Consider the following 21008-nt stretch of genomic DNA (forward strand, 5'->3'; position numbering starts at 1 on the left):
TGATTTGCAGATACAGCGCCCTGCTAGGCGTCCATCTGGCCAAAAAATTGTTCGCAGACAGGCCATCGCGCGACGGCTTTGCGACAATCGGTGAGCACGGGTTTCCATAAGTGAACCGGGCCTCGTACCCCGAGCGCACGGGCACACAACCGGTCTGTGATGCGGATCACCCCAGGACAGCAACGGACCCGAACCCCGCGCCTGGGCGCGTGCGACCTCTTCTTCACCCGTTAGCGTCCGTCCTTGGGACGCACGGTGGGTCGGCCCTCAATGAGCCCGGAACCCCAGGAAATGCGCTGCTGTGGTCCCGAACGACCCCGTTTCCACCGTGACCAAGATCACACCAGGGCTTTTGAACCTGCCCTATGCTTGCAGCATCAAATAGCCATCAGGCGTCACAGCGAGGATACGACAATGACCCGTTTCAATAAGTCTTTTGCACTGAAGGCGATCACCCTCTCGGCAGTTCTGTCGATGACGGCCGGCCTGGCTATGGCCGGCGATACTAATGTCTCTACCAGCCAGATCCTGGATGCACTAAAGCCGAAGCTGGCGACGCGCGGCCTCACCGCCGGTCCGCAGGCCGATCCGGCGGTGCAGGCCAAGGAATCGACATTCCTGAACACCGTGCGCAACCGATCCACCCGTTCGCTCTCGACGGGCGAACGCGAGCAGATCGCCGAGCTCGCGGCGACCAAGCCGAAGATCGATCTGGAAATCCAGTTCGACTACAACTCGGCTGACATCGCCAAGACGTCGGTGCCCTCGGTGCAGGCGCTCGGAAAGGCGCTGTCCGATCCCTCGCTGAAGGGCTCGACCTTCGTGGTCGCCGGCCACACCGATGCGGTCGGCACCGAGCAATACAATCAGGGGCTCTCCGAGCGGCGGGCCGACACAATCAAGAAATACCTGGTGCAGAACTACGGCCTCACCGGCACCGATCTCGTCACCGTCGGCTATGGCAAGACCAAGCTGAAGGACACCGCCAACGGCGCCGACCCGATCAACCGCCGCGTCCAGGTCGTCAACATGGACACCAAGACCGCGTCGAAGTGATTCCCAGGCCATCACCAATCAAGACGCCGCCTGCCGTTCCCCCGGCAGGCGGCGATGTCATATCCAGCTCTGGAAGAGCATCAGCCGGTTGAAGGTCTGCATCGACGTGCCGACGAAGGCCGCCGAGATCGGCAGCATGGCGGCAAAGCCTGCTGCCGCGACCGCGACATAGGCCCACAGCAGCCAGCGTGGGAGACCGTCCCGGCGCAGCACGTAGACCAGCGCGAGCGACGCCACGGTCGCGGCCGGCAGATAGTAATAGATGAAACCGAGGGTGCGCGGCAGCAGCGCCCAGGCGAGCCATGACCCGAAATAGAACCCGGCGATCAGGAACGCATCCCAGCGGCGCGCCACGATGAAGTCGCGCAGCACGACGGCGAGCGCGAGCAGCGCCGGCCACAGCACCAGGGGATTACCGAGGAAGACGATCGCGGAGACGTTGTCCTCCGCGCCCTTGTCGAACAGGAACCATACCGGACGCGCGAGCAGCGGCCATGACGGCCACGCGCTCATATAGGTGTGGCCGGCGATCGCGGTCGTGGTGTTGTCGGCGAAGATCCGGCGCTGCGCCTCGATCAAATCCGGCAGCGACGCTCCGTACAGGGGGACGAAGGCTGCAAGATATGTCATCGCGGGCAGGAGAGTGAAGCAGAGCACGACGTGATGTAATCTGAAGTCGGGCCAGAGATCGGGCCGGTACCAATCCCCCGGCTTCGCGTCGGCAAACAGCGTGTGCCAGCCCTGCATCAGGCGGATCATCGCGACGATGACGATGCAGATTCCGAGCGGAAACAGGCCACTCCACTTGCAGGCCGCAGCACAGCCGAACAAGGTGCCGGCAAGCGCGAACAACGCATGGGGAGGATTCTTTCGAAAACCGTGCATGAAAGCGGCAATCGCCAGCAGGCCGAAGCCAAGCGCAAAAATGTCGAGCATTGCGATGCGCGCCTGCACGTAGAGCATCTGGTTGCAGCCGGCGATCAGCGCGGCGGCGATCGCAGGCCCCTGCGCGGCGAACAGCGCGAGGCCGCACAGGTAGACCGCGACGATCGCGAGCGCGCCGAACAATGTCGCGGGATAGCGCCAGCCCAGCGCATTGTCGCCGAAGGCCGCGATCGAGACCGCGATCAGCTCTTTCCCCAATGGCGGATGCATTGGATTGAGCATCGGTTGCGACATCGCTGGCGCCAGCATCTGCCGCGTCGCCGGCACGTAATGCACCTCATCGAAGACGAACTTCTCCGGCGTCGTCAGTCCGATCAGCAGCACGAGATGGGTGACCAGGAAAATCGCGACAGCGATTACTGCGCTCCGCGACACCTTCGGAACCGCGGGCAAGTCGAGCGGCATTTGTGGGGAAGTTTTGCGTGGCAAATTTGCGTCACCGCGGACAATAATAGAGATCGCGGTTTTCATTGAACGCATTCTGCCGCAACTGTCACTAAGCATAACGCAGGTCCCGCCCCGCTTGTGATAATTCCGCCACATCGCAAGCGTGCGCGATCCGGTACGATCAGGGACACATCGATCGGTTGCGAAATGAATTTGCGTTTCTGGCTTTTCTCTACTCTCTTGTCGGCCGCCTTGTGCGCGGCGCCTTGCGCCCAGGCGCAGACGCGCGTCGGCGAAGCTGTCGTAATCCAGAACGAAGTGGTGCGCGTGGCTGCGAGCACGACGCCGATCAGCGTCGGCGACAGCATGCTGCGCGACGAGACCGTGCGCACCGGCGCCGACAGCGCGGCGCGCTTCGTGATGGCCGACAGCACCAATTTGTCGCTCGGCCCGAGCGCCACGCTCAAGCTCGACCGCACCGTCTTCAACGACGAGCACAGCTATCGCGACGTCGCGATCCGCATGACGACCGGCGCATTCCGTTTCGTCACGGGGCACTCCGAGAAGACCGCCTACAAGATCACGACGCCGCTCGCAACCATCGGCGTGCGCGGCACCACGCTCGATATCCTGTCCCAGCGTGGCCGCTCGGTCGTCGTGCTGCAGGACGGCGCCGCCAGCGTCTGCACGGCGAGCTCGCAGTGCGTGCAGCTCACCCAGCCCGGCGACACCGCAATCATCACCTCGACCGGCGGCAAGGTCTCTATCGGCAAGACCAATACGCCGCCCTGGACGTTTGCCGCCAACTGCGCCGCCAGTGCGGGACTTTGCGCGGTCAACCAATATGCGGACGCCTCGCCGACCATCACGCCCGCCGTCCAGGACGACGGCATGCTGTGCGGACGCTGACGATGACGATATCCACCAACGTCAGGCGCCTCATCCTCGCGAGCGTGCTGACCGCCGTGGCCGCATTTGCGCTTGTCGCATTCGATGCCCGTCAGGCGACAGCCCAAGGGGTGACGTGCGGGTCCGAGTGCGGAGAGCCGACGCCCACCCCTTCGCCGACATATTCGCCGACGCCAACCTACAGCCCCTCGCCCTCGCCCAGCCCCTACCCGTCATCGTCGCCGAGCCCTTATCCGTCCTCCTCGCCGAGCCCGACACCGACACCGACCGGCGCGGATTCCAGCGGCAACTCGATCGGCGGCCTCGCCAACCAGCGCTTCAACCAGATGATCACCAACCGGGTGCTCGGCACGGTGCTGCTCGGCGTCAACGAGCAGGTCAATTGCAGCGACTGCATCAGCGCGTTCGGGTCCGCCGGCTCGTTCTCGGCCGGCATCCACGGCCGCAAGCAGCTGACCAGCAATCTGTCGCTGCTCGCCGGCATCGCCTACACGCAGTACAGCGAGGGCGGCTATAACATCACCAGCGCGCCGATCGGCGCGTTCGCGCTGCGCTATGACTTCACCGACTGGGGCTCGTCGCGCCCGTTCTTCGACATCGGCACGATCCTGACGCCCTGGGAGAAGGCGCGCTACACCCGCAGCTACAACACCAGCCTCGGCCCGGTGAGCGTCACCAGTTCGACCAACGCCTCGAACTACGCCGTCTACGGCCGCGCCGGCTGGATGAGCCGTGTGTCGCCCCGCGACGAGGTCGCCGCCTCGATCGAGGTCTGGCAACTCTGGCAGCGGGTCTCGGGCTATACCGACAGCGCGGTGGCGTTCAATCCGTTCGATGCCAGCATCGCGACCGGCACCGACCGCACCAACCTGGTCAAGATCGGCGGCCAGTGGACGCGTCTCTACGGCAGCAACATCGAGGCCAACATCAACGGCGGCTGGGTGCAGTCATTCGCCAGCCACAGCGGCATCGTCGCCACCGTGACCGGCGACGGCATGGTGGTGCCGACCATGGGCAACCAGGGCTGGTTCGAATATGGCGGCCGGCTTGGCTTCCGCGTGCAGAAGGGCTGGATCGTGGACCTGTTCGCCAACGGCACACTGGGTCCGCAGCCGGTGGGTAACACCATCCATGGCGGCGTGGGACTGCGGATCAATTACTAGAGGAAGGAGGAGCCACCAACTCCGCTGTATGCCCGCGCAGGCGGGCATCCAGTACGCCGCAGCTTCTCCGTATCACGGAGCTGTCTCTGGGAAACTGGATCGCCCGGACGAAGCCGGGCGATGACAGCGAGTGTGTGGTGCGAGCTCACCGCCTCACGCCGCCGACTTGCCCTCGAACGCCCGGCGCAAGGTTTCCACGTCCAGCTTGACCATCTTCATCATGGCCTGCATCGCGCGTGCGGCAGCCGCCTTGTCGGAGCTCGAGAGGAATTCGAACATCACCTTCGGCACGACCTGCCATGACACGCCGTAACGGTCGTGCAGCCAGCCGCATTGCTCTTCCTTGCCGCCATGGGCCAGGAAGGCATTCCAGACGCTGTCGACCTGGGCCTGATCATCGCAATGGATCATCAGCGAGAGCGCATGGGTGTATTCCATCTTCATGCCGCCGTTGAGCGCGACCAGGGGCTGTCCCGCCACCGTGAACTCGACGACGAGCACGGAGCCTTCCTTGCCGGACGGGTTGTCCGAAACGTTGCGCTGAACGTGCGTGATCTCCGAATTCGGAACGAGCGATACGTAGAATTTCGCGGCTTCCTCGGCATCGCCGTTGAACCACATGCAGGGAACGACCTTTGACATCTTGAATGCTCCTCGTCAGATTTCTGCTGTTGTCGGCTTAGATCAGGCGTTCGCCATCTCGGACTGCGCGGCAAAGGCTGCCATGTCCATCCAGTTCACACCCCACATATGGCCGTCCGGATCCTCGAAGCTGCGGCCATACATAAAACTGTATTCGTCCTTCGGGCTGGGATCGGCCACCCCGCCCGCTGCCGCGGCCCTGCCGACGATATCGTCGACTTCGGTCCGGCTGTCCGCGGACAGGCAGAACAGCGCCTGGTTTGAGTTCTTTGCATCCGAGATCGGTTTCGGCGTGAACTGCCGGAATTTGTCGTGGGTCAGGAGCATGGCGAAAATGGTCTCGGAGAAAACCATGCAGCTCGCCGTTTCGTCGCAGAATTGCGGATTCCTGACCGCGCCAACCGCCTCGTAAAAGGCGGTGGCGCGCTTGAGGTCGGTCACCGGCAGATTGACGAAGATCATCTTGGGCATCGAAAGCTCCTTGGGCGGGGTTCTGCCCAAGGACGGATGGCCCGGCGGCCACCCGACATCGCTTCCGGATATTTTTCGCTCCCTAACCTGCGGGGTTCTATCGCATCGCTCCCCGCCCGGTCTTGGGCAGCCTCACGTCTTCTCGTTCGGATCGCGGTGAATGGGATCGACCCACAGCACGGTCTCGGGCTTCTCGACCGGCTCGATGTCGAGGTTGATCGCGACTGCCTCACCGTCGCTGCGCACCAGCACGCATTCCAGCACCTCGTCCGGGCTGGCATTGATCTCCTGATGCGGCACGTAGGGCGGGACGAAAATGAAGTCGCCGGGGCCGGCCTCCGCGGTGAATTGCAGGCTCTCGCCCCAGCGCATCCGCGCCTTGCCCTTCACCACGTAGATGACACTTTCGAGGTGGCCGTGGTGATGCGCCCCGGTCTTGGCGTCGGGCTTGATGCTGACCGTACCCGCCCACAATTTCTGCGCCCCGACGCGCGCGAAATTGATCGCAGCCGCGCGGTCCATGCCCGCCGTCGACGGAACGTTGGTATCGAGCTGGTTGCCGGGAATGACGCGCACGCCGTCATGTTTCCAGCGATCATCGTGATCGTGGTCATGATGGAAATGCGAATGGTCATGGCCGGTCATGGGACTTGCTTTCTGTTGGTTCCATGCGCGGCAAACTAACCCAAAGCCGCGTCTGCAAGCCATACCAAAATCGGAACCCTCATAGCCGTCGAACGTTGTCTCAGTGAGCAAACCTCAAGGAGAGTTCGATGGGTAGCACGACCGACAAAATCAAGGGCGCCGCCAACGAGGGAATGGGCAAGGCCAAGCAGGGCATCGGCGAAGCCACCGGGTCCGACCGCATGAAAGGCGAAGGCGCAGTCCAGGAAGTGAAGGGCAAGGGCCAGCAGGCCATGGGCGATGCCAAGGAGGCCGCAAAGGACGCGGTCGATCGCGCCGCGGCTGCGGCGAAGCGGGGGACGGAGTAGCACGTCCAGCATCGAGACAAACAAGACTGAAAGCGAAAAGACCGGCCGAAAGGCCGGTCTTTTTGTTTGCGGGCTTACTTCACCCCGAGCAATTCCACGTCGAACATCAGCGTCGCGTTCGGCGGGATCACGCCGCCTGCCCCTCTGGCGCCATAGCCGAGCTGCGGTGGAATGATCAGTGTACGCTTGCCGCCGACCTTCATGGAGGCAACACCCTCGTCCCAGCCGGCGATGACGCGGCCCTTGCCGATCGGGAATTCGAACGGCTCGTTGCGGTCGACCGACGAGTCGAATTTCTTGCCCTTCTGGCCGTTCTCGTAGAGCCAGCCGGTGTAGTGCATCACGCAGATCTGGCCGGGTTTTGGCGAAGCGCCGGTGCCGGCGACGCTATCCGTGATCTGCAAACCTGAAGCTGTGGTCATGGTCTTTCCTGCGGTCTGGGCCGAGGCCGTGGTGGAAACGAAATCGGACACGCCGGCGATCACGGTGATCGCGAGTGCCGACATGATGGCGAGGAGCACGCGCTGAAAACGCTGCATAAGACACCTTACGTTCGAGGCGGAAGGGGTCTAGCGCAACGGCGACGCCGTTTCCACCCCTCAGGCCTCGATATTTTCCAGCCGCACCGGCAGCTTGCGGATGCGCTGGCCCGTAGCGTGATAGATCGCATTGCAGATCGCCGCATTGGTGCCGACATTGGCGAGTTCGCCGAGGCCCTTCACGCCTGCCGGGTTGATGTGATCGTCCTGCTCGGAAAGCAGGATTACCTCGACACCGGGCACGTCGGCATTCACGGGCACGAGATAGTCGGCAAGATTGTCGTTGACGTAACGCGCATTGCGCTGGTCGATCTCGGTGGCCTCCAGCAGCGCCGAGGACATGCCCCAGATCAGGCCGCCCATGAGCTGGCTGCGCGCCGTGCGTGGATTCATGATGCGGCCCGCCGCGAACGCTCCCACCAGCCGCGGCGCACGGATTTCATGGGTAAAGCGGTTGACGCGGACCTCGACGAACTCGGCACCGAAGGCGTAGGCGATCTTGTCCTTCATCTGATGGCCGCCGACGAGCCGCGCGTGCCCGCTGTGCATGGCCATGAAGGAATCCAGCGGCGCGCCTTCGGGCTTCCACTCGCCATATTCCTCGACGATGCCGACACCGAGCGCGTCGAAGGCCTTCTCGATATCGAGCGGACGATCGCTCTTCGCCGCCTGTGTGCTCGGCGCCTGACTGATGCCGACAGTCTCCTTGGCCTTATCGGCGAGGCTGTCGCTCGGCATCACGGCCTTGAACAGCCTTTGTCGAATCTGATCGCACACCATCATCACCGCCGAGCAGGTGCTTGCGGTCGAGTTCGAGCCGCCGGCAACCGGCGCCGGCGGCAGGTCGCTGTCGCCCACGAAGACCGCGACTTTTTCCAAGGGCACGCCGAGCCGCTCAGCCGCGGTCTGGGCGATGACGGTATACGCACCGGTGCCGATCTCGTGACCGGCGATCTCGACCCGGGTACGACCGTCGCGCTGGAGGCGGACCCGCGCGGCAGACGGCGCCATCTGCGTCGGATAGCAGGTGGCGGCACAGCCATAGCCGATCAGCCAGTCGCCGTCCGACACCGATTTCGGCTGTGGCGAACGCTGCGACCAGCCGAACGCCTTGGCGGCCTCATCAAAGCACGCCATCAATGACCGCGACGTATAGGGCTTGCCGCCGATCGGCTCGACATTGGTGTCGTTGATGCGGCGGAGCTCGACCGGGTCCATGTTCAGCTTCACCGCGAGCTCGTCCATCGCGCTCTCCAGCGCGAAGAGATACGGCACCTCCGGCGGTGAGCGCATGAAGCCCGGCGTGTTGCGGTCGGCGCGCACGATCGACACCAGACTGGCGACGTTCGGGCAGGCGTAGAGCCGCGTCGTCGTCTTGGTGCCGCCGACGCAATAGGCATCCGGACGCGACGAAACCTCCGCGCCGTCGTGCCTCAAAGCCACCAGTCTGCCGTCCCGACCAGCGCCAAGCCTGATCTCATGGCGCGTCTCGGCGCGGTAAGTCGCGATGGTGAAACCCTGATCGCGGGTCGGTACCAGTTTGATCGGCCGGTTCAGGCGCTTGGCAATGCCGGCGATGATGGCGGTCCGCGGGGTCATCGAACCGCGCGAGCCAAAGCCACCGCCGACATAGGGATTGACGACACGGACCTTGTCGGCGTCGATGCCGAGCTGCTCGGCGACGCCGTTCTTTAAGCCATAGACATACTGGCTGCCCTCATAGATGACGAGGTTGTCGCCCATCCAGGCGCAGCTCGTCGTAAACAGCTCCATCGGGTTGTGGTGCTGGGCCGGCGTGTCATAGGAGGCGGTGAGCTTGACCTCCGCGGCGTCGAACGCCCTGGCGAAATCGCCGACCTCCGCGTCTTCCTTGAACTGCGCGTTCTGTCCCTTTGCCGCTGCCGCGGTGGTCCCCGGCGAATCGAAGCTCGCACTCGGCGCCACGGCCGTGTAGCTGACCTTGACGCGATTGGCGGCCTCGCGCGCCGCCTCGTAGCTCTCGGCGATGACGACGGCGATGATCTGGCCGTCGTGGGCGATGTCGACCGATTTCAGCGGCTGGATCGTGGTGCCGGCATAACCGCCATTGCTGAACAGTTTCGACTCCTTCAGCTTCGGAGCGTTCTCGTGCGTGACGATGTCGATCACGCCGCGGACACTCCTGGCATCGTCCAGATCGAAACTGTCGATGCGGCCCTTGGCGATGGCGCTGGTGACCAGGAATGCGTAGGCCGGATTGTCGAGCGGCATGTCGGACGCATATGTCGCCCGGCCCGTGACCTTTGCGGCGGCGTCATAGCGCGGCACGGGCTGGCCCATGTTTGCTTTCGGCTCGGGAGCTGCAGCAGTCATGATCATATCTCCATCGTTACGGCCTGCTGGAGCGCGTGCGCCACCACGCGCTTGCCGAGCGCGATCTTGAAGCTGTTGTGCTGGCGGCCTTTGGCGTCCGCGAAGGCGGCGTCGGCCACACGCTGCGCCAGACCGTCGTCGAATTTCTGTCCCTTCAGCAACGCCTCCGCCTCGCGCGCCCGCCATGGCACGGTGGCGACGCCACCGAGCGCGACGCGTGCGTCCCTGATCGTGCCATCCTGCACGTCGAGCGCGACCGCAGCCGACGACAGTGCGAACTCGTAGGACTGACGGTCGCGCGCTTTGAGATACACCGAGCGCGGCCAGCGGCCGGGAACGGAGAACGCGGAAATCAATTCACCGGGCTGAAGCGCGGTCTCGATATCCGGCGTGCTGCCGGGCGCCTTATGGAGCTGCGCAAACGGCATGCTGCGCGTACCGGCCTTACCGGTGATCTCGACCGCCGCATCCAGCGCGATCAGCGCCTGGGCAAAATCGCCCGGATAGGTCGCGATGCACTGATCGGACGTGCCGAGCACCGCGTGCATGCGATTGACGCCATCCATGGCGGCACAGCCGGAGCCAGGATTGCGCTTGTTGCAATTCTCATAGGAGATGTCGCGGAAATAGCTGCAACGGGTTCGCTGCATCACATTGCCGCCGAGCGTCGCCATGTTGCGCAGCTGGGCGCTGGCGGCGAGCCTCAGGGAGTCCGCAATCACCGGATAGTTGCGCTGGATGTCGGCATGCGCGGCCACGTTTGACATCTTCGCGAGCGCCCCGAGCCGCAAGCCGTCGCTGGCAGGCTCGATCGCTGACCAGCCGCGCGCAAGCGAATTGATATCGACGATTGCGGCGGGCCGCATCACGTCCAGCTTCATCAGATCGATCAGCGTGGTGCCACCCGCAAGCGGCTGCGCTGTAGCCTTCGTCAGCGGATTGTTCGCAGCCGCGGCCGTGCTGAGCGCCTGCACGGCCATGTCAGGATCTGTTGCCCTTTGATACGAAAACGATCGCATGCGCCTAGCCTTTCATGATCTCGGGCGCCGCCTGCTTCACGGCCGCGACGATGTTCGGATAGGCGGCACAGCGGCAGATGTTGCCGCTCATGTATTCGCGGATGTCGGCCTCGCTGCCCGCATGCCCCTCCTTGACGCAGGCCACGGCGGACATGATCTGGCCCGGTGTGCAATAGCCGCATTGAAACGCATCGTTGTCGACAAAGGCCTGCTGCATGGGATGCAGGTGATCATCGGTGGCAAGACCCTCGATCGTCGTGATCTCCTGCCCTTCGGCCGCGAGCGCGAGCGTCAGGCACGACACCACGCGCCGATCGTCGATCAGCACCGTGCAGGCACCGCACTGGCCGTGGTCGCAGCCTTTTTTGCTGCCGGTGAGCTTGAGATGTTCACGCAGCGCGTCGAGCACCGTCGTGCGAGCGTCGATATGCAGGCGCTTGTCCTTGCCGTTGACGCGCAGCGTGACATCGACGGGAAGCGCCGGATCCGACGCGGCTGATACGTTCGCATCCTGCGCAGCCGCGCGCGCCGCCATAGGGACCAGCGCACTGCCGGCAGCGCCGGCCATGAAAGCGCGCCGATCGAATCCAGATGGTCCGGAACCTGATTTTTCGGACATGGAGGGCCTCCGCCGCTCTTTGAGCCAAAGCAGCGCACGCCTGCACTGCTCATCGGCCCTTAACCTGAAGCAGTGAGTTCCGTTCCGAACGAGAAAGGGCGACGCAGCAAATGCCGCGTCGCCCTTCGTCAACTTTTCCTGATCTTGCGCGGGGAACCTGGTCCCGCGGCGCTCAATATCCCAGCGCGCAGCCGTCCTTGCGCGGGTCGGAACCACCGGTGAGCGTGCCTTTGTCCCAATCGATCCAGATCGCCTGAGCACCGCCGAGCGGACCGACGACGCTGGTGGTCTTGTGGCCGAGCTTCTTCAGGCCTTCGACGATATCGGACGGCACGCTGTCCTCGAGCTGGTACTGGCCCTCATAGTGCAGGCCGCGCGGCATATCGATCGCCTCCTGCACGTCGCAGCCATAGTCGAGAATGTTGGTCACCACATGGGTCTGGCCAACCGGCTGATATTGTCCGCCCATCACCGCGAACGGCATCACCGACCGGCCGCCCTTGGTGAGAAGGCTCGGCATGATCGTGTGCAGCGGGCGCTTGCCGCCGGCGATGCAATTCGGGTGGCCGGGCTGGATGCGGAAGCCGCCGGCGCGGTTCTGGAGCAGGACGCCGGTCTTGTTGGAAACGATGGCCGAGCCGAAGGAATGCGCGATCGAGTTGATGAACGAGCAGACGTTGCGGTCCTTGTCCACGACCGTGATGTAGATGGTCGAGGGATTCATCGGCGGTGCGACGTTCGGCAGGTCGAGCATGCCGTCCATGCGGATCTTGTCGATGTGCTCGTTGCAAAATTCCCTGGCGAGGATCTTGGCGACCTCGATCTGCATATGATCGGGATCGGCGACATGCAGCTCGCGATGCATGTAGGCGATGCGCGCGGCCTCGGCTTCGAGATGGAAACGCTCGACGCTGAGCGGCGCGTATTTGGTCAGGTCGAACCGCGACAGGATGTTCAACATCAGGAGCATGGTGAGGCCCGGTCCGTTCGGCGGGCACTGCCAGACGTCGTAGCCCTTGTACATGGTGCCGATCGGCGTCGTCGTTTCGGTGGTGTGCGCGGCGAAATCGTCGAGCGTGTGCAGGCCGCCGATTCCGCGCAGGGTCTCCACCATGTCTTCCGCGATCGGGCCCTTGTAGAAGGCGTCGCGGCCATCCTTGGCGATCGCCCGCAGCGTCTTGCCGAGCTCCGCCTGGCGGATGACGTCGCCGGCTACCGGCGGCCTGCCGTGCGGCAGCAAATAGCGCTCTGTGTTGGTGCCGCCCTTCAGCTTCTCGAACTGGTTCTTCCAGTCGAAGGCAATGCGAGGGGCGACGACGTAGCCTTCTTCGGCCGCCTTGATCGCGGGCTGGAGCAGCCGGTCGAAACCGAACTTGCCGTGATCGCGCAAGACGGTCGCAAAGGCGTCGATCACACCGGGGATCGAGACCGCATGCGCCGAAGTCAGCGGCACGGAGTTGATCTTGCGTTCGAGATACCAGTCGGCATTCGCCGCCTTCGGGGCGCGGCCGGAGCCGTTATAGGCGATGATCTTGCCCTCGCCGCGCGGCTGGATCAGCGCAAAGCAGTCGCCGCCGATGCCGGTTGATTGCGGCTCGATCACGCCGAGAATGGCCGAGCCCGCGACGGCCGCGTCCACCGCCGTGCCGCCCTCGCGCAGCACCTCGATCGCGGCGAGCGACGCCTGCGGATGCGAGGTCGCCACCATCGCGTTGGTGGCGTGGACCGTGGACCTGCCGGGGAAATGGAAGTTTCTCATCGAATTCTTGCTCTCATTGGGCGTCTGGCGCGGATGGCGCGCCATCTCGGAAAAGCCGCGCCTACATGACACATTCCGGCCCGCCGGGGCAATGCTGGCATACCAGGGAAATGGCTGCCATCCGCTGGGAATAGAGCTGCTCGTTCCGGGTTTTCCGGGCGCGATCGGCCTGCTAAACGAGCGCCATGATTTACAAGGTCGCCGCCTTCTACCAATTCGCCGCCCTGCCCGATTACCGCGAGCTGCGCGAGCCGGTGCGCGCGTTCTGCGCCGGCCTGGCGTTGAAGGGCAGCGTGCTGCTCGCGCAGGAGGGCATCAACGGCACGGTCGCGGGCGGGGGCGCGGCGATCGACGCTCTCGCCCGCGAGCTGGCGCACGGCGCCATGTTCGGCGGCAGGTTGAACAATCTCGAATTGAAGTTCTCGACCGCCGAGGCGATGCCATTTAACCGGCTCAAGGTGCGGCTGAAGAAGGAGATCGTCACGCTCGGCGACGAAGCCGCCGATCCGACGCGGCAGGTCGGCACCTATGTCGATGCGGCCGAATGGAACGCGCTGATCGCGGCGCCCGACACGCTGGTGCTCGACACCAGGAACGCCTTCGAGGTGGCGATGGGGACGTTCGACGGCGCGCGCGACCCCGGCATCAAGAGCTTTGGCCAGTTCAAGGAATTCGCGGCCGAGCAGCTCGATCCCGCCAAACACCGCAGGATCGCGATGTTCTGCACCGGCGGCATCCGCTGCGAGAAGGCGAGCGCGCATCTGCTCGCGCGCGGCTTTGCCGAGGTCTACCACCTCAAGGGCGGCATTCTCAAATATCTGGAAGAGGTGCCGGAGGCGCAGAGCCGCTGGCGGGGCCAGTGCTTCGTGTTCGACGAGCGCGTCGCGCTCGGCCATGGTTTACAAGAATCTGGCTTGCAAGAGCTTGGATTGCGCGAACGGGACAAGGACACGGCACGTGACGAATGAGATGAAGACGCTCGGCGAGCGCATCGACACGATTGAGACGCGCCTCGCCTATCAGGACGACACAATCGAAACGCTGAACCAGACCATCACCGCGCAGTGGAAGCAGATCGACGCGCTGACGCGGAGGATCGCAGAGCTCGGCGAGCGGCTGCAGGAAGCCGAGGCGAATGCGCCGGGAGCGGCCAATGAGCCCCCGCCGCATTATTGAGCGGTGTTACTGACCGGACGCCTTGAGCAGGAGGTTGGTCACCTCGCCCGACATCATCAGCCGGTCGCGCCCGGCATTCTTTGCGGCATAGAGGGCCTGGTCGGCGGCCTCGACGAGCGAGGTAACGCCGGCCGTGCGCTCCAGCGCCGGCCGGCAGGATGCGCCGCCGAGCGAAGCGGTGACGGAGCCGGCCGCATGGTTGCTGGTGTGGACGAGGCCCGCATCGTGGATCGCCCGTCGAATCCGGTCGCCGATCCGAGCGCAGCCCGCGGCGTCGGTATTCGGCAGCAGCATGGCGAACTCCTCGCCGCCGTAACGCGCCGCCAGATCGCCGGAACGCTGCATCTCGGCGGCGATAATCTGCGCCACCTGTCGGAGACAGGCATCGCCCGCCGGATGGCCGTATTCGTCGTTGTAGGACTTGAAGTGATCGACGTCGATCATCAGCAAGGAAAGGCTGGAGCGGTCGCGATAGGCGCGCGCCCACTCCTCCTTCAGCCGTTCGTCGAAGCGGCGGCGATTGGCAAGCCCGGTGAGGCTGTCCTCGATCGCGAGCGTTTCGAGCCGGGTCTCCAGCTTCTTCTGCTCGGTGATGTCGCGCGAGATCGCGACCACACCGTCGACACGGCCATTCTCCTTGCGGGTCACCCGCATGGTCGATTCGAGCCAGACTTCGGCATTCTGCCGGTGCGCGTTGCGGTAGGTGACGCGCACCTCCTCCTTCTCGCCGCGTTTCATGGCATCTACCAGAGCCTGGACCTGTGGCCGGTCGTCCGCGTGAATGCCGGCCAGTGCGGGTGTACCGATCAGTTGATTGGCGCGCCAGCCGACGACGCCAATCGACGACGGCGAGACATAGCGCAGCCGCTCGTCGAGCCCGATGCGCGTCACCATGTCGCTGGAGCCTTCGGCAAGCAGCCGGAAATGCGCTTCCTTCTCTACCAGCGCGGCTGCCATGCTCTGGCCCCGTTGCAACTGCCGCACCAGCACCGCACCGATGATTGCGATCAGCATGACCAGTGCAAGCACGTAGAGCATGCGGGAGATCGCCGCAGCGCGCCAGGGCGCCAGCAGCTCGGCTTTGTCGACGGTGGCGAGCAGGACGAGCGGATAACGGCTGCTACGCTTGAAGAAGCTGACGCGTTCGGCACCGTCCAACGGCGACTTGAAATGATAGGCGCCGCTCGGCCGTTGCAGGCTCGGATCGCGAAGCAGCGGCGTGTCGGCGACGCTACGCCCGACGAACTTGTCGTTCCTCGGGTTGCGCGCGATGATCAAGCCGTCGCCGTGCGTCAGCGCCACCGAACTGTTGCGGCCGATCTCGAACTGTTCGTAGAAGTGCGAGAGATAGTTGGAGCTGATGGTCGCGAGCACCACGCCGCCGAAGCTGCCGTCGAGCTTGTTGAAGCGCCGCGACAGGGTGACGACCCATTCGCCATCCAGCAGGCTCTTCGCCGGACGGCCGACATGGGGCTCACGTTTCGAGGAGAGCTGGTGATAACGGAAAAACGCGTCGTCGTTGAGCGTAGAGCCGATCGTGCCGGGCGAGGTCAACCAGTTGCCGCGGTCGTCGATGACGGCGAGGCTGTGAACGCGCTCCATCGCCTTCTTGCGCGCCTCCAGCAGGGTTCTGAGCTTGGCGATCGTGGCCGGCTCGGCGCCGTCCATCTCCAGCCGGCTGACGACGCCGACGACGCCTGAATCGAGGAGGTCGAGGCTGTCCTCGGCATGCTGCGTCAACGAGCGCGCAACGTTCGCCATTTCTGTCTCGGCGCCCCTGAGCACCGCGTCGCGCGCCGCCCATTCCCGCCAACCGCTGACGCCGAGGATGGTCACGCAGGTCAGCGCGACAAACGCGGCCGCCCGCAGTGGCAGGCGGCTCCATCCGGCTCTTTGGGTCACAGCGTTCATGCGGCAGAATTCTCCGATGATCGGAAACTCTGCTGCTTCTGTTATTGAACTCTGAACCGCCCGCGGGAATATGCTGCGATGTCCCGGGTTTTCCGTAGTCGTACGGACGTCGGGCTCAGCGCATCGCTAACAAGCCATTAGCAAACCTATCGGAATCTGGCGCACTCCGCCGCTAGCTGAAGATGGCCTTAACCTTCTCCCAGAGCGAGGGATTGTCGGCATCCGCATCGGCCTTCGAGGGCGTCGGCTGGGCGGCGCTCACGGGATCCGAAGCCGGGAAGGTATCTTTCAGCCCCGCGTCGAGCTTGGCGTGGCGGTCGGCGGCGAGCGCTTCGTTCAGATCCTCGGCATGCTTGTCATGCGGCGCGGGGTTGAATTTCTCAGCCATGATCTCGTCCTCCGTTGGCTGGTCAACGCGGCCCAATTGCGCTTGGTTCCCCTGTTCCGCTTCTGGCCGCGGCGGTGTATCAGGAGCCCTAACCATCTTCAGGACCGTTCGTGCCCCAGTCTGCGACCAAACCGTTCATCGACGTCCTTACCGGCCAGCGGCAGATCATTCCGCCGGTCTGGATGATGCGGCAGGCCGGCCGCTATTTGCCGGAATATCGCGAGGTGCGCGCCAAGGCCGGCGGCTTCCTCGATCTCTGTTTCAATCCGGAACTTGCCGCCGAGGTGACGCTGCAACCGATCCGGAGGTTCGGCTTCGATGCAGCGATCATTTTCTCCGACATCCTGGTGATCCCCTATGCGCTCGGACGTTCCGTGCGCTTCGAAGTCGGCGAGGGTCCGCGACTCGAACCGCTGGATGATCCCGCCAAGGTCGCGACACTGGCGAAGCACGCCGATTTCGGCAAGCTCGCGCCGGTGTTCGAGGCCCTCAAGGTCGTGCGCGGTGCGCTCGATCCCAAGATCGCGCTGATCGGCTTCTGCGGCGCGCCGTGGACGGTGGCGACCTACATGGTCGCCGGCCAGGGTACGCCCGACCAGGCGCCGGCGCGGATGATGGCCTACCGGCATCCGGAGGCGTTCGCAGCGATCATCGACGTGCTGGTCGAGAACTCGATCGCATATCTGCTGGCGCAGCTTGCGGCCGGCGCCAACGCCTTGCAGATCTTCGACACCTGGGCCGGCGTGCTGCCGCCCGCCGAGTTCGCGCGCTGGTCGGTCGAGCCGACGTGGCGCATCGTCGAGGGCGTGCGCGCCAAGGTGCCGGGCGCGAAGATCATCGGCTTTCCGCGCGGTGCCGGTGCGCAATTGCCCTGTTACGTCGAGGCAACCGGTGTCGACGCGGTCAGCATCGACTGGACCGCGGAGCCGGCCTTCATCCGCGAGCGCGTGCAAAACAAAGTCGCCGTGCAGGGCAATCTCGATCCGCTGGCGCTGATCTCAGGCGGCGCCGCGCTCGACCGCGCGGTCGACAACGTGCTGGCGAATTTCGCGCAAGGGCGGCTGATCTTCAACCTCGGCCACGGCATCCAGCCGGAGACGCCGATCGCCCATGTCGAGCAGATGCTCAAGCGCGTGCGGGGGTGATTTATTTTGCGCTTGGGAAGCGGAAAAACAAAAAACGCAAAAACAACCCCATGCACAGTAGACAAATCATTGAAAAAGCTGGGCCGGCGTGACACGAGCGCCCGCCACGAGGGCGGCTTGCCCCGTCGGGCAAAACAGGCGCATGATGCCATCATCGCCCCATGAGCATTTCGGCAAGAGCTTAGCGCGGCCGGCTGCGCTCGATAATTTCGGCGGCGCCCTTGGCCAGCAGATCCAGTCCTACCGCACGGCCGAGTTCGCGTGGGCGATTGGCGGGGCCCGAACGCAAAGCCTCGATGATGGTGTTGCCGGAGAGATCGAGCACGGACGCGGTGAGCGACATCTGATCGCCGGCAATCGTCGAAAAGCCCGCGATCGGCGAGTTGCAGTGGCCGTTGAGCACCCACAGCACCTCGCGCTCAGCATCGGCCGCGGCGTGTGCGGAGGGATCGTCGATCGATGCGAGAATCTGCCTTGTCTGCCAGTCGTGCGCGGAACATTCGACAGCGACGATGCCCTGGCCCGCCGCGGGCAGCATCTCCGCTGCGGTAAACTCGTAGCCGATGCGGTGCGAAAGGCCGACCCGGTCGAGGCCGGACCGCGCCATGATGAGCGCATCCGCAGGCCCGACGGCGCCGCCATCCGGCAGGCGCTGCTTCTCGCCATCGTCGAGCTTTCGCACGCGCGTGTCCGCGGCGCCGCGGAAGTGGATGATCTCGACGTCGGGAAATAATCGCCGCGCATAGGCGGCGCGGCGGACGGCGTTGGTGCCGATCTTGAAATCCTTGCCGCGGGATCGGCGCAACGCCTCCAGCGTCACGCCGTCACGCAGCACCAGCGCGTCATTGGGAGGATCGCGCGAGAGCGTGGCGCCGATTACGAGGCCCGGCGTGTCTTCGTTGCCGGGCATGTCCTTCAGCGAATGCATCGCCGCCTGGAGTTCGCCCGACAGCACGGCGGCGCGGATCTGCGCCACGAAGGCACCGCCCTTGCCGCCATGGGGCAACAGCTTGCTGGTCTGGTCGAGATCGCCCGTGGTGTCGAACTTGACGATCTCGACGTCGAGATCGGGCATGGCAGCGGTCAGGCGGCGCGCGATCTCTTCCGTCTGTGCCAGCGCCATCGCGCTCTTGCGTGTGCCGATCTTGAATCGCGTAGCCAAGCCGTGTGCTCCTTCTCGATGCGCGGATTACCGCGCATCCTCCAATATCATGTCGGAGGCCTTTTCGGCGATCATGATGATCGGGGCGTTGGTGTTCCCCGAGACGAGATCCGGCATGATCGAGCCGTCGACGATGCGGAGGCCTTCGAGGCCCCTCACCTTCAGCCGCTGATCGACCACCGCGAGCGCATCATTGCCCATACGACAGGTCGAGGTCGGATGGTAGATGGTGCTGCCCCGCTCGCGGCAATAATCCAACAGCTCGGCATCCGTGGATACCTTCGCCCCGGGATCGTATTCGCTGACCACAAACGGCTTCAGCGCCGGCGCGTTCAATATGTTGCGCAGTATCTTCAGAGCCTCGACGTTGGTGGTGCGATCGGTCTCGGTCGACATGTAATTGATGCGGATCTCCGGCGGCACCGTCGGGTCGGCGCTTTTGATGCGCAAGGTTCCGCGGCTTTCCGGACGGAGCTGGCACACCGATGCCGTGAAGCCGGAGAAATCATGCAGCTTCTCGCCCATCTTGTCGGTCGAGAACGGCAGGAAGTGGACCTGGATGTCGGGCGAGGCCAGCCGCGGACTGGTCTTGAAGAACGCGCCCGCCGTACCGGCCGCGATCGTCAGCCAGCCCTTCCGGAACAGCGCATAGCGCGCGCCGGCCATCGTGCGGCGGAGCGGGTGATTGACGGTGTCGTTGAGCGTGATCTTCTGCGAGCATCGCATCACGATGCGGACCTGCATGTGGTCCTGGAGATCGTTGCCGACGCCCGGCGCGTCCAGCACGATATCGATGCCGTGCTTGCGCAGCAGCTCGGCGGGACCGACGCCGGAGAGCTGAAGCAGCTGCGGCGAGTTGTAGGCGCCGCTCGACAGCACGATCTCCTTGCGCGCGCGGGCGCGGCGCACCGTCGCGCCCTGACGGTATTCAACGCCAACTGCGCGGCGGCCCTCGAACAGCACGCGCTGGCCGAGCGCGCCAGTTTCGATCTTGAGATTGCCGCGAGCCTTGGCCGGGCCGAGATAGGCTACCGCCGTCGAGGCGCGGCGGCCGTTGCGCGTCGTGGTCTGGAATAGGCCGACGCCTTCCTGCGTGGCGCCGTTGAAATCGGCGTTGTAGGGCAGACCGGTCTCGACCGCGGCGTTGATGAAGGCTTTCGACAGCGGATCGGTCACGACCATGTTGGAGACCGGGAGCGGACCGCCGCTGCCGTGATATTGATCGGCGCCGCGCGACTGGTTCTCGGCCTTCTTGAAATAGGGAAGCACGTCGTCATAGCCCCAGCCGGCGTTGCCGCGCTGACGCCATCTGTCGTAATCCTCGTGCTGGCCGCGAACATAGAGCAGGCCGTTGATCGAGCTCGATCCGCCCAGCGTCTTGCCGCGCGGCTGGAACACCTGGCGGCCCTTCAGTTCGGGCTCCGGCTCGGTCTGGTACATCCAGTTGACGGTCTTTTCCTTGAACAGCTTTCCGTAGCCGAGCGGCACGTGGATCCAGATGTTGGAATCCTTCGGGCCTGCCTCCAGCAGCAGCACGCTGTGCTTGCCGTTCGCCGACAGCCGGTTGGCGAGCACGCAGCCGGCAGAGCCGGCACCGACGATGATGTAGTCGAACTCAGGATCAGAAGGCGTAAGGGAGGAAGTTGCGTTCATGCGCTACTGTTCTTTTTGTTGGTGTGGGCGTTTCCATCATCACTTAGCACGATCATGCGCGCAGGCGCAGCGCCTCGACCAGCGACCTGAACGCACGGGCGTATTCCGCGCCTGCCCTCGCGATATCGGCGCGCCCGGCGCAGGCGACCGCGGCCTCCGTGACCGCGCCGAGCAGCAGCCGGGCCAGCGGCTCGACCGGCTGCCGCGCGATCAGCCCGGCCTCCATCGCCGCCGCAATCGCGCGCGGCAGCTTACCGCCGAAATGCTTGGCGTCGATCTCGCGCCAGCGCTCCCAGCCGAGCACGGCCGGGCCGTCGCGCAGAATGATCTGGCCGGTCGGGCCGTTGGCGGTCGCAGCGAAATAATGCTCGGTGCCGGCGACCATCGCGGCGAGCACGTCCTTCTCGGCACGCGCGGCGCTGTCGATCTCGGCGACGAGGTCGCGCGAGACCAGGTCGAACACCGCTTCGAACACCGCCTCCTTGGTTTTAAAGTGATGATAGACCGCACCCTTGGCGACGTGGGCGGCTTCGGCGATCTCATCCATCGTGGCGGCGGCGAAACCTTGCGCCCCGAACAGGCGGCGCGCTGCCGTCAGGATCGCCTCCGATGTCGCTGCCCGCCGCTCCGCCTGTTTCGCCATGTGTCTCGTCTAATCGAATCCGAGGCCAGCAGCCAGTTGACTTTTCGACTACCGGTCGGTATTTACCGACTGTAAGT

At 64.5% G+C, this 21008-nt stretch carries 21 protein-coding genes; 7 read left to right on the plus strand and 14 right to left on the minus strand.

The window, feature by feature from the left end; genetic code table 11:
• Nucleotides 1-414: 414 nt before the first annotated feature.
• Nucleotides 415-1056, plus strand: coding sequence for an OmpA family protein (locus IVA88_RS10005; RefSeq protein WP_247497118.1), 642 nt, complete (start codon nt 415-417; stop codon nt 1054-1056).
• Nucleotides 1057-1113: 57 nt separating this feature from the next.
• Here the strand turns inward: IVA88_RS10005 and IVA88_RS10010 are convergent, their stop codons facing one another.
• A complete protein-coding gene (locus tag IVA88_RS10010) occupies nt 1114-2544 on the minus strand; it encodes a phospholipid carrier-dependent glycosyltransferase (protein WP_247497119.1) in 1431 nt (476 codons plus the stop codon).
• 51 nt (nt 2545-2595) lie between these two features.
• Here IVA88_RS10010 and IVA88_RS10015 point away from each other — a divergent pair, with 51 nt between their 5' ends.
• A complete protein-coding gene (locus IVA88_RS10015; protein ID WP_247497120.1) occupies nt 2596-3297 on the plus strand; it encodes a FecR family protein in 702 nt (233 codons plus the stop codon).
• A 2-nt stretch (nt 3298-3299) separates the two neighbouring features.
• Nucleotides 3300-4460 (plus strand): hypothetical protein, encoded by a 1161-nt coding sequence (locus IVA88_RS10020; RefSeq protein ID WP_247497121.1) that lies wholly within the window; start codon nt 3300-3302, stop codon nt 4458-4460.
• Nucleotides 4461-4613: 153 nt separating this feature from the next.
• Here the strand turns inward: IVA88_RS10020 and IVA88_RS10025 are convergent, their stop codons facing one another.
• The 3 genes from IVA88_RS10025 to IVA88_RS10035 form a co-directional block, all read right to left on the minus strand.
• A complete protein-coding gene (locus tag IVA88_RS10025) occupies nt 4614-5102 on the minus strand; it encodes a VOC family protein (protein WP_247497122.1) in 489 nt (162 codons plus the stop codon).
• Nucleotides 5103-5144: 42 nt separating this feature from the next.
• Entirely contained in the window at nt 5145-5573 is a 429-nt protein-coding gene (locus IVA88_RS10030) for a VOC family protein (RefSeq protein ID WP_247497123.1), read from the minus strand.
• A gap of 132 nt (nt 5574-5705) precedes the next feature.
• Entirely contained in the window at nt 5706-6218 is a 513-nt protein-coding gene (locus tag IVA88_RS10035; RefSeq protein WP_247497124.1) for a cupin domain-containing protein, read from the minus strand.
• A 128-nt stretch (nt 6219-6346) separates the two neighbouring features.
• Between IVA88_RS10035 and IVA88_RS10040 the strand changes: the two genes are divergently transcribed.
• Nucleotides 6347-6565, plus strand: coding sequence for a CsbD family protein (locus IVA88_RS10040; protein ID WP_247497125.1), 219 nt, complete (start codon nt 6347-6349; stop codon nt 6563-6565).
• 74 nt (nt 6566-6639) lie between these two features.
• On the opposite strand, the gene IVA88_RS10045 is transcribed toward IVA88_RS10040, so the two are convergent.
• The 5 genes from IVA88_RS10045 to ggt all read right to left on the minus strand — a co-directional run bounded on the left by IVA88_RS10045 (nt 6640) and on the right by ggt (nt 12853).
• Complete coding sequence (locus IVA88_RS10045) at nt 6640-7104, minus strand: FKBP-type peptidyl-prolyl cis-trans isomerase (protein WP_106945215.1); 465 nt, start codon at nt 7102-7104, stop codon at nt 6640-6642.
• A gap of 60 nt (nt 7105-7164) precedes the next feature.
• Nucleotides 7165-9456, minus strand: a complete 2292-nt coding sequence (locus IVA88_RS10050) for a xanthine dehydrogenase family protein molybdopterin-binding subunit (RefSeq protein ID WP_247497126.1) — start codon at nt 9454-9456, stop codon at nt 7165-7167.
• Between the two features lie 2 nt (nt 9457-9458).
• Nucleotides 9459-10475 carry a xanthine dehydrogenase family protein subunit M gene (locus IVA88_RS10055; protein ID WP_256466783.1) on the minus strand — a complete coding sequence of 339 codons (1017 nt, stop codon included), beginning with the start codon at nt 10473-10475 and terminating at the stop codon, nt 9459-9461.
• 4 nt (nt 10476-10479) lie between these two features.
• Nucleotides 10480-11094, minus strand: a complete 615-nt coding sequence (locus IVA88_RS10060; protein ID WP_247497159.1) for a (2Fe-2S)-binding protein — start codon at nt 11092-11094, stop codon at nt 10480-10482.
• A 172-nt stretch (nt 11095-11266) separates the two neighbouring features.
• On the minus strand, nt 11267-12853 hold the full coding sequence (gene ggt / locus IVA88_RS10065) for a gamma-glutamyltransferase (protein WP_247497128.1): 1587 nt from the start codon (nt 12851-12853) through the stop codon (nt 11267-11269).
• A 185-nt stretch (nt 12854-13038) separates the two neighbouring features.
• Between ggt and IVA88_RS10070 the strand changes: the two genes are divergently transcribed.
• Both IVA88_RS10070 and IVA88_RS10075 read left to right on the plus strand, forming a co-directional pair.
• On the plus strand, nt 13039-13821 hold the full coding sequence (locus tag IVA88_RS10070) for a rhodanese-related sulfurtransferase (protein WP_247497129.1): 783 nt from the start codon (nt 13039-13041) through the stop codon (nt 13819-13821).
• Entirely contained in the window at nt 13811-14029 is a 219-nt protein-coding gene (locus IVA88_RS10075) for a SlyX family protein (RefSeq protein ID WP_247497130.1), read from the plus strand. The genes IVA88_RS10070 and IVA88_RS10075 overlap by 11 nt, the downstream gene beginning before the upstream one ends.
• A 6-nt stretch (nt 14030-14035) precedes the next feature.
• Here the strand turns inward: IVA88_RS10075 and IVA88_RS10080 are convergent, their stop codons facing one another.
• Complete coding sequence (locus tag IVA88_RS10080) at nt 14036-15940, minus strand: diguanylate cyclase (RefSeq protein ID WP_247497131.1); 1905 nt, start codon at nt 15938-15940, stop codon at nt 14036-14038.
• A gap of 172 nt (nt 15941-16112) precedes the next feature.
• Nucleotides 16113-16328 (minus strand): hypothetical protein, encoded by a 216-nt coding sequence (locus IVA88_RS10085; protein ID WP_247497132.1) that lies wholly within the window; start codon nt 16326-16328, stop codon nt 16113-16115.
• Nucleotides 16329-16438: 110 nt separating this feature from the next.
• Between IVA88_RS10085 and hemE the strand changes: the two genes are divergently transcribed.
• A complete protein-coding gene (gene hemE / locus IVA88_RS10090) occupies nt 16439-17473 on the plus strand; it encodes a uroporphyrinogen decarboxylase (RefSeq protein WP_247497133.1) in 1035 nt (344 codons plus the stop codon).
• Nucleotides 17474-17654: 181 nt separating this feature from the next.
• Here the strand turns inward: hemE and hemC are convergent, their stop codons facing one another.
• From hemC to IVA88_RS10105, 3 genes are read right to left on the minus strand one after another with little or no spacing between them, the layout of a single operon-like run.
• Nucleotides 17655-18635, minus strand: a complete 981-nt coding sequence (hemC, locus tag IVA88_RS10095) for a hydroxymethylbilane synthase (protein WP_247497134.1) — start codon at nt 18633-18635, stop codon at nt 17655-17657.
• 27 nt (nt 18636-18662) lie between these two features.
• Nucleotides 18663-20288, minus strand: a complete 1626-nt coding sequence (locus IVA88_RS10100; protein ID WP_247497135.1) for a choline dehydrogenase — start codon at nt 20286-20288, stop codon at nt 18663-18665.
• A 52-nt stretch (nt 20289-20340) separates the two neighbouring features.
• The gene (locus tag IVA88_RS10105) at nt 20341-20931 is read right to left on the minus strand and encodes a TetR/AcrR family transcriptional regulator (protein ID WP_247497136.1); all 591 of its coding nucleotides are present in this window, start codon (nt 20929-20931) and stop codon (nt 20341-20343) included.
• Nucleotides 20932-21008: the final 77 nt, after the last annotated feature.

This window comes from Bradyrhizobium sp. 149 (assembly GCF_023073915.1).
Classification (GTDB): domain Bacteria; phylum Pseudomonadota; class Alphaproteobacteria; order Rhizobiales; family Xanthobacteraceae; genus Bradyrhizobium.

Excerpts from the sequence above, each read along its gene's own strand:
- IVA88_RS10035 (WP_247497124.1), bottom strand. The coding sequence starts at position 6,218 with ATGACCGGCCATGACCATTCGCATTTCCATCATGACCACGATCACGAT.
- ggt (WP_247497128.1), bottom strand. The coding sequence starts at position 12,853 with ATGAGAAACTTCCATTTCCCCGGCAGGTCCACGGTCCACGCCACCAAC.
- IVA88_RS10050 (WP_247497126.1), bottom strand. The coding sequence starts at position 9,456 with ATGACTGCTGCAGCTCCCGAGCCGAAAGCAAACATGGGCCAGCCCGTG.
- IVA88_RS10010 (WP_247497119.1), bottom strand. The coding sequence starts at position 2,544 with ATGTGGCGGAATTATCACAAGCGGGGCGGGACCTGCGTTATGCTTAGT.
- IVA88_RS10005 (WP_247497118.1), top strand. The coding sequence starts at position 415 with ATGACCCGTTTCAATAAGTCTTTTGCACTGAAGGCGATCACCCTCTCG.
- IVA88_RS10070 (WP_247497129.1), top strand. The coding sequence starts at position 13,039 with ATGATTTACAAGGTCGCCGCCTTCTACCAATTCGCCGCCCTGCCCGAT.
- IVA88_RS10105 (WP_247497136.1), bottom strand. The coding sequence starts at position 20,931 with ATGGCGAAACAGGCGGAGCGGCGGGCAGCGACATCGGAGGCGATCCTG.
- IVA88_RS10045 (WP_106945215.1), bottom strand. The coding sequence starts at position 7,104 with ATGCAGCGTTTTCAGCGCGTGCTCCTCGCCATCATGTCGGCACTCGCG.
- IVA88_RS10060 (WP_247497159.1), bottom strand. The coding sequence starts at position 11,094 with ATGTCCGAAAAATCAGGTTCCGGACCATCTGGATTCGATCGGCGCGCT.
- IVA88_RS10100 (WP_247497135.1), bottom strand. The coding sequence starts at position 20,288 with ATGAACGCAACTTCCTCCCTTACGCCTTCTGATCCTGAGTTCGACTAC.
- IVA88_RS10025 (WP_247497122.1), bottom strand. The coding sequence starts at position 5,102 with ATGTCAAAGGTCGTTCCCTGCATGTGGTTCAACGGCGATGCCGAGGAA.
- IVA88_RS10080 (WP_247497131.1), bottom strand. The coding sequence starts at position 15,940 with ATGAACGCTGTGACCCAAAGAGCCGGATGGAGCCGCCTGCCACTGCGG.
- IVA88_RS10030 (WP_247497123.1), bottom strand. The coding sequence starts at position 5,573 with ATGCCCAAGATGATCTTCGTCAATCTGCCGGTGACCGACCTCAAGCGC.
- IVA88_RS10040 (WP_247497125.1), top strand. The coding sequence starts at position 6,347 with ATGGGTAGCACGACCGACAAAATCAAGGGCGCCGCCAACGAGGGAATG.
- IVA88_RS10020 (WP_247497121.1), top strand. The coding sequence starts at position 3,300 with ATGACGATATCCACCAACGTCAGGCGCCTCATCCTCGCGAGCGTGCTG.
- IVA88_RS10085 (WP_247497132.1), bottom strand. The coding sequence starts at position 16,328 with ATGGCTGAGAAATTCAACCCCGCGCCGCATGACAAGCATGCCGAGGAT.
- IVA88_RS10055 (WP_256466783.1), bottom strand. The coding sequence starts at position 10,475 with ATGCGATCGTTTTCGTATCAAAGGGCAACAGATCCTGACATGGCCGTG.
- IVA88_RS10015 (WP_247497120.1), top strand. The coding sequence starts at position 2,596 with ATGAATTTGCGTTTCTGGCTTTTCTCTACTCTCTTGTCGGCCGCCTTG.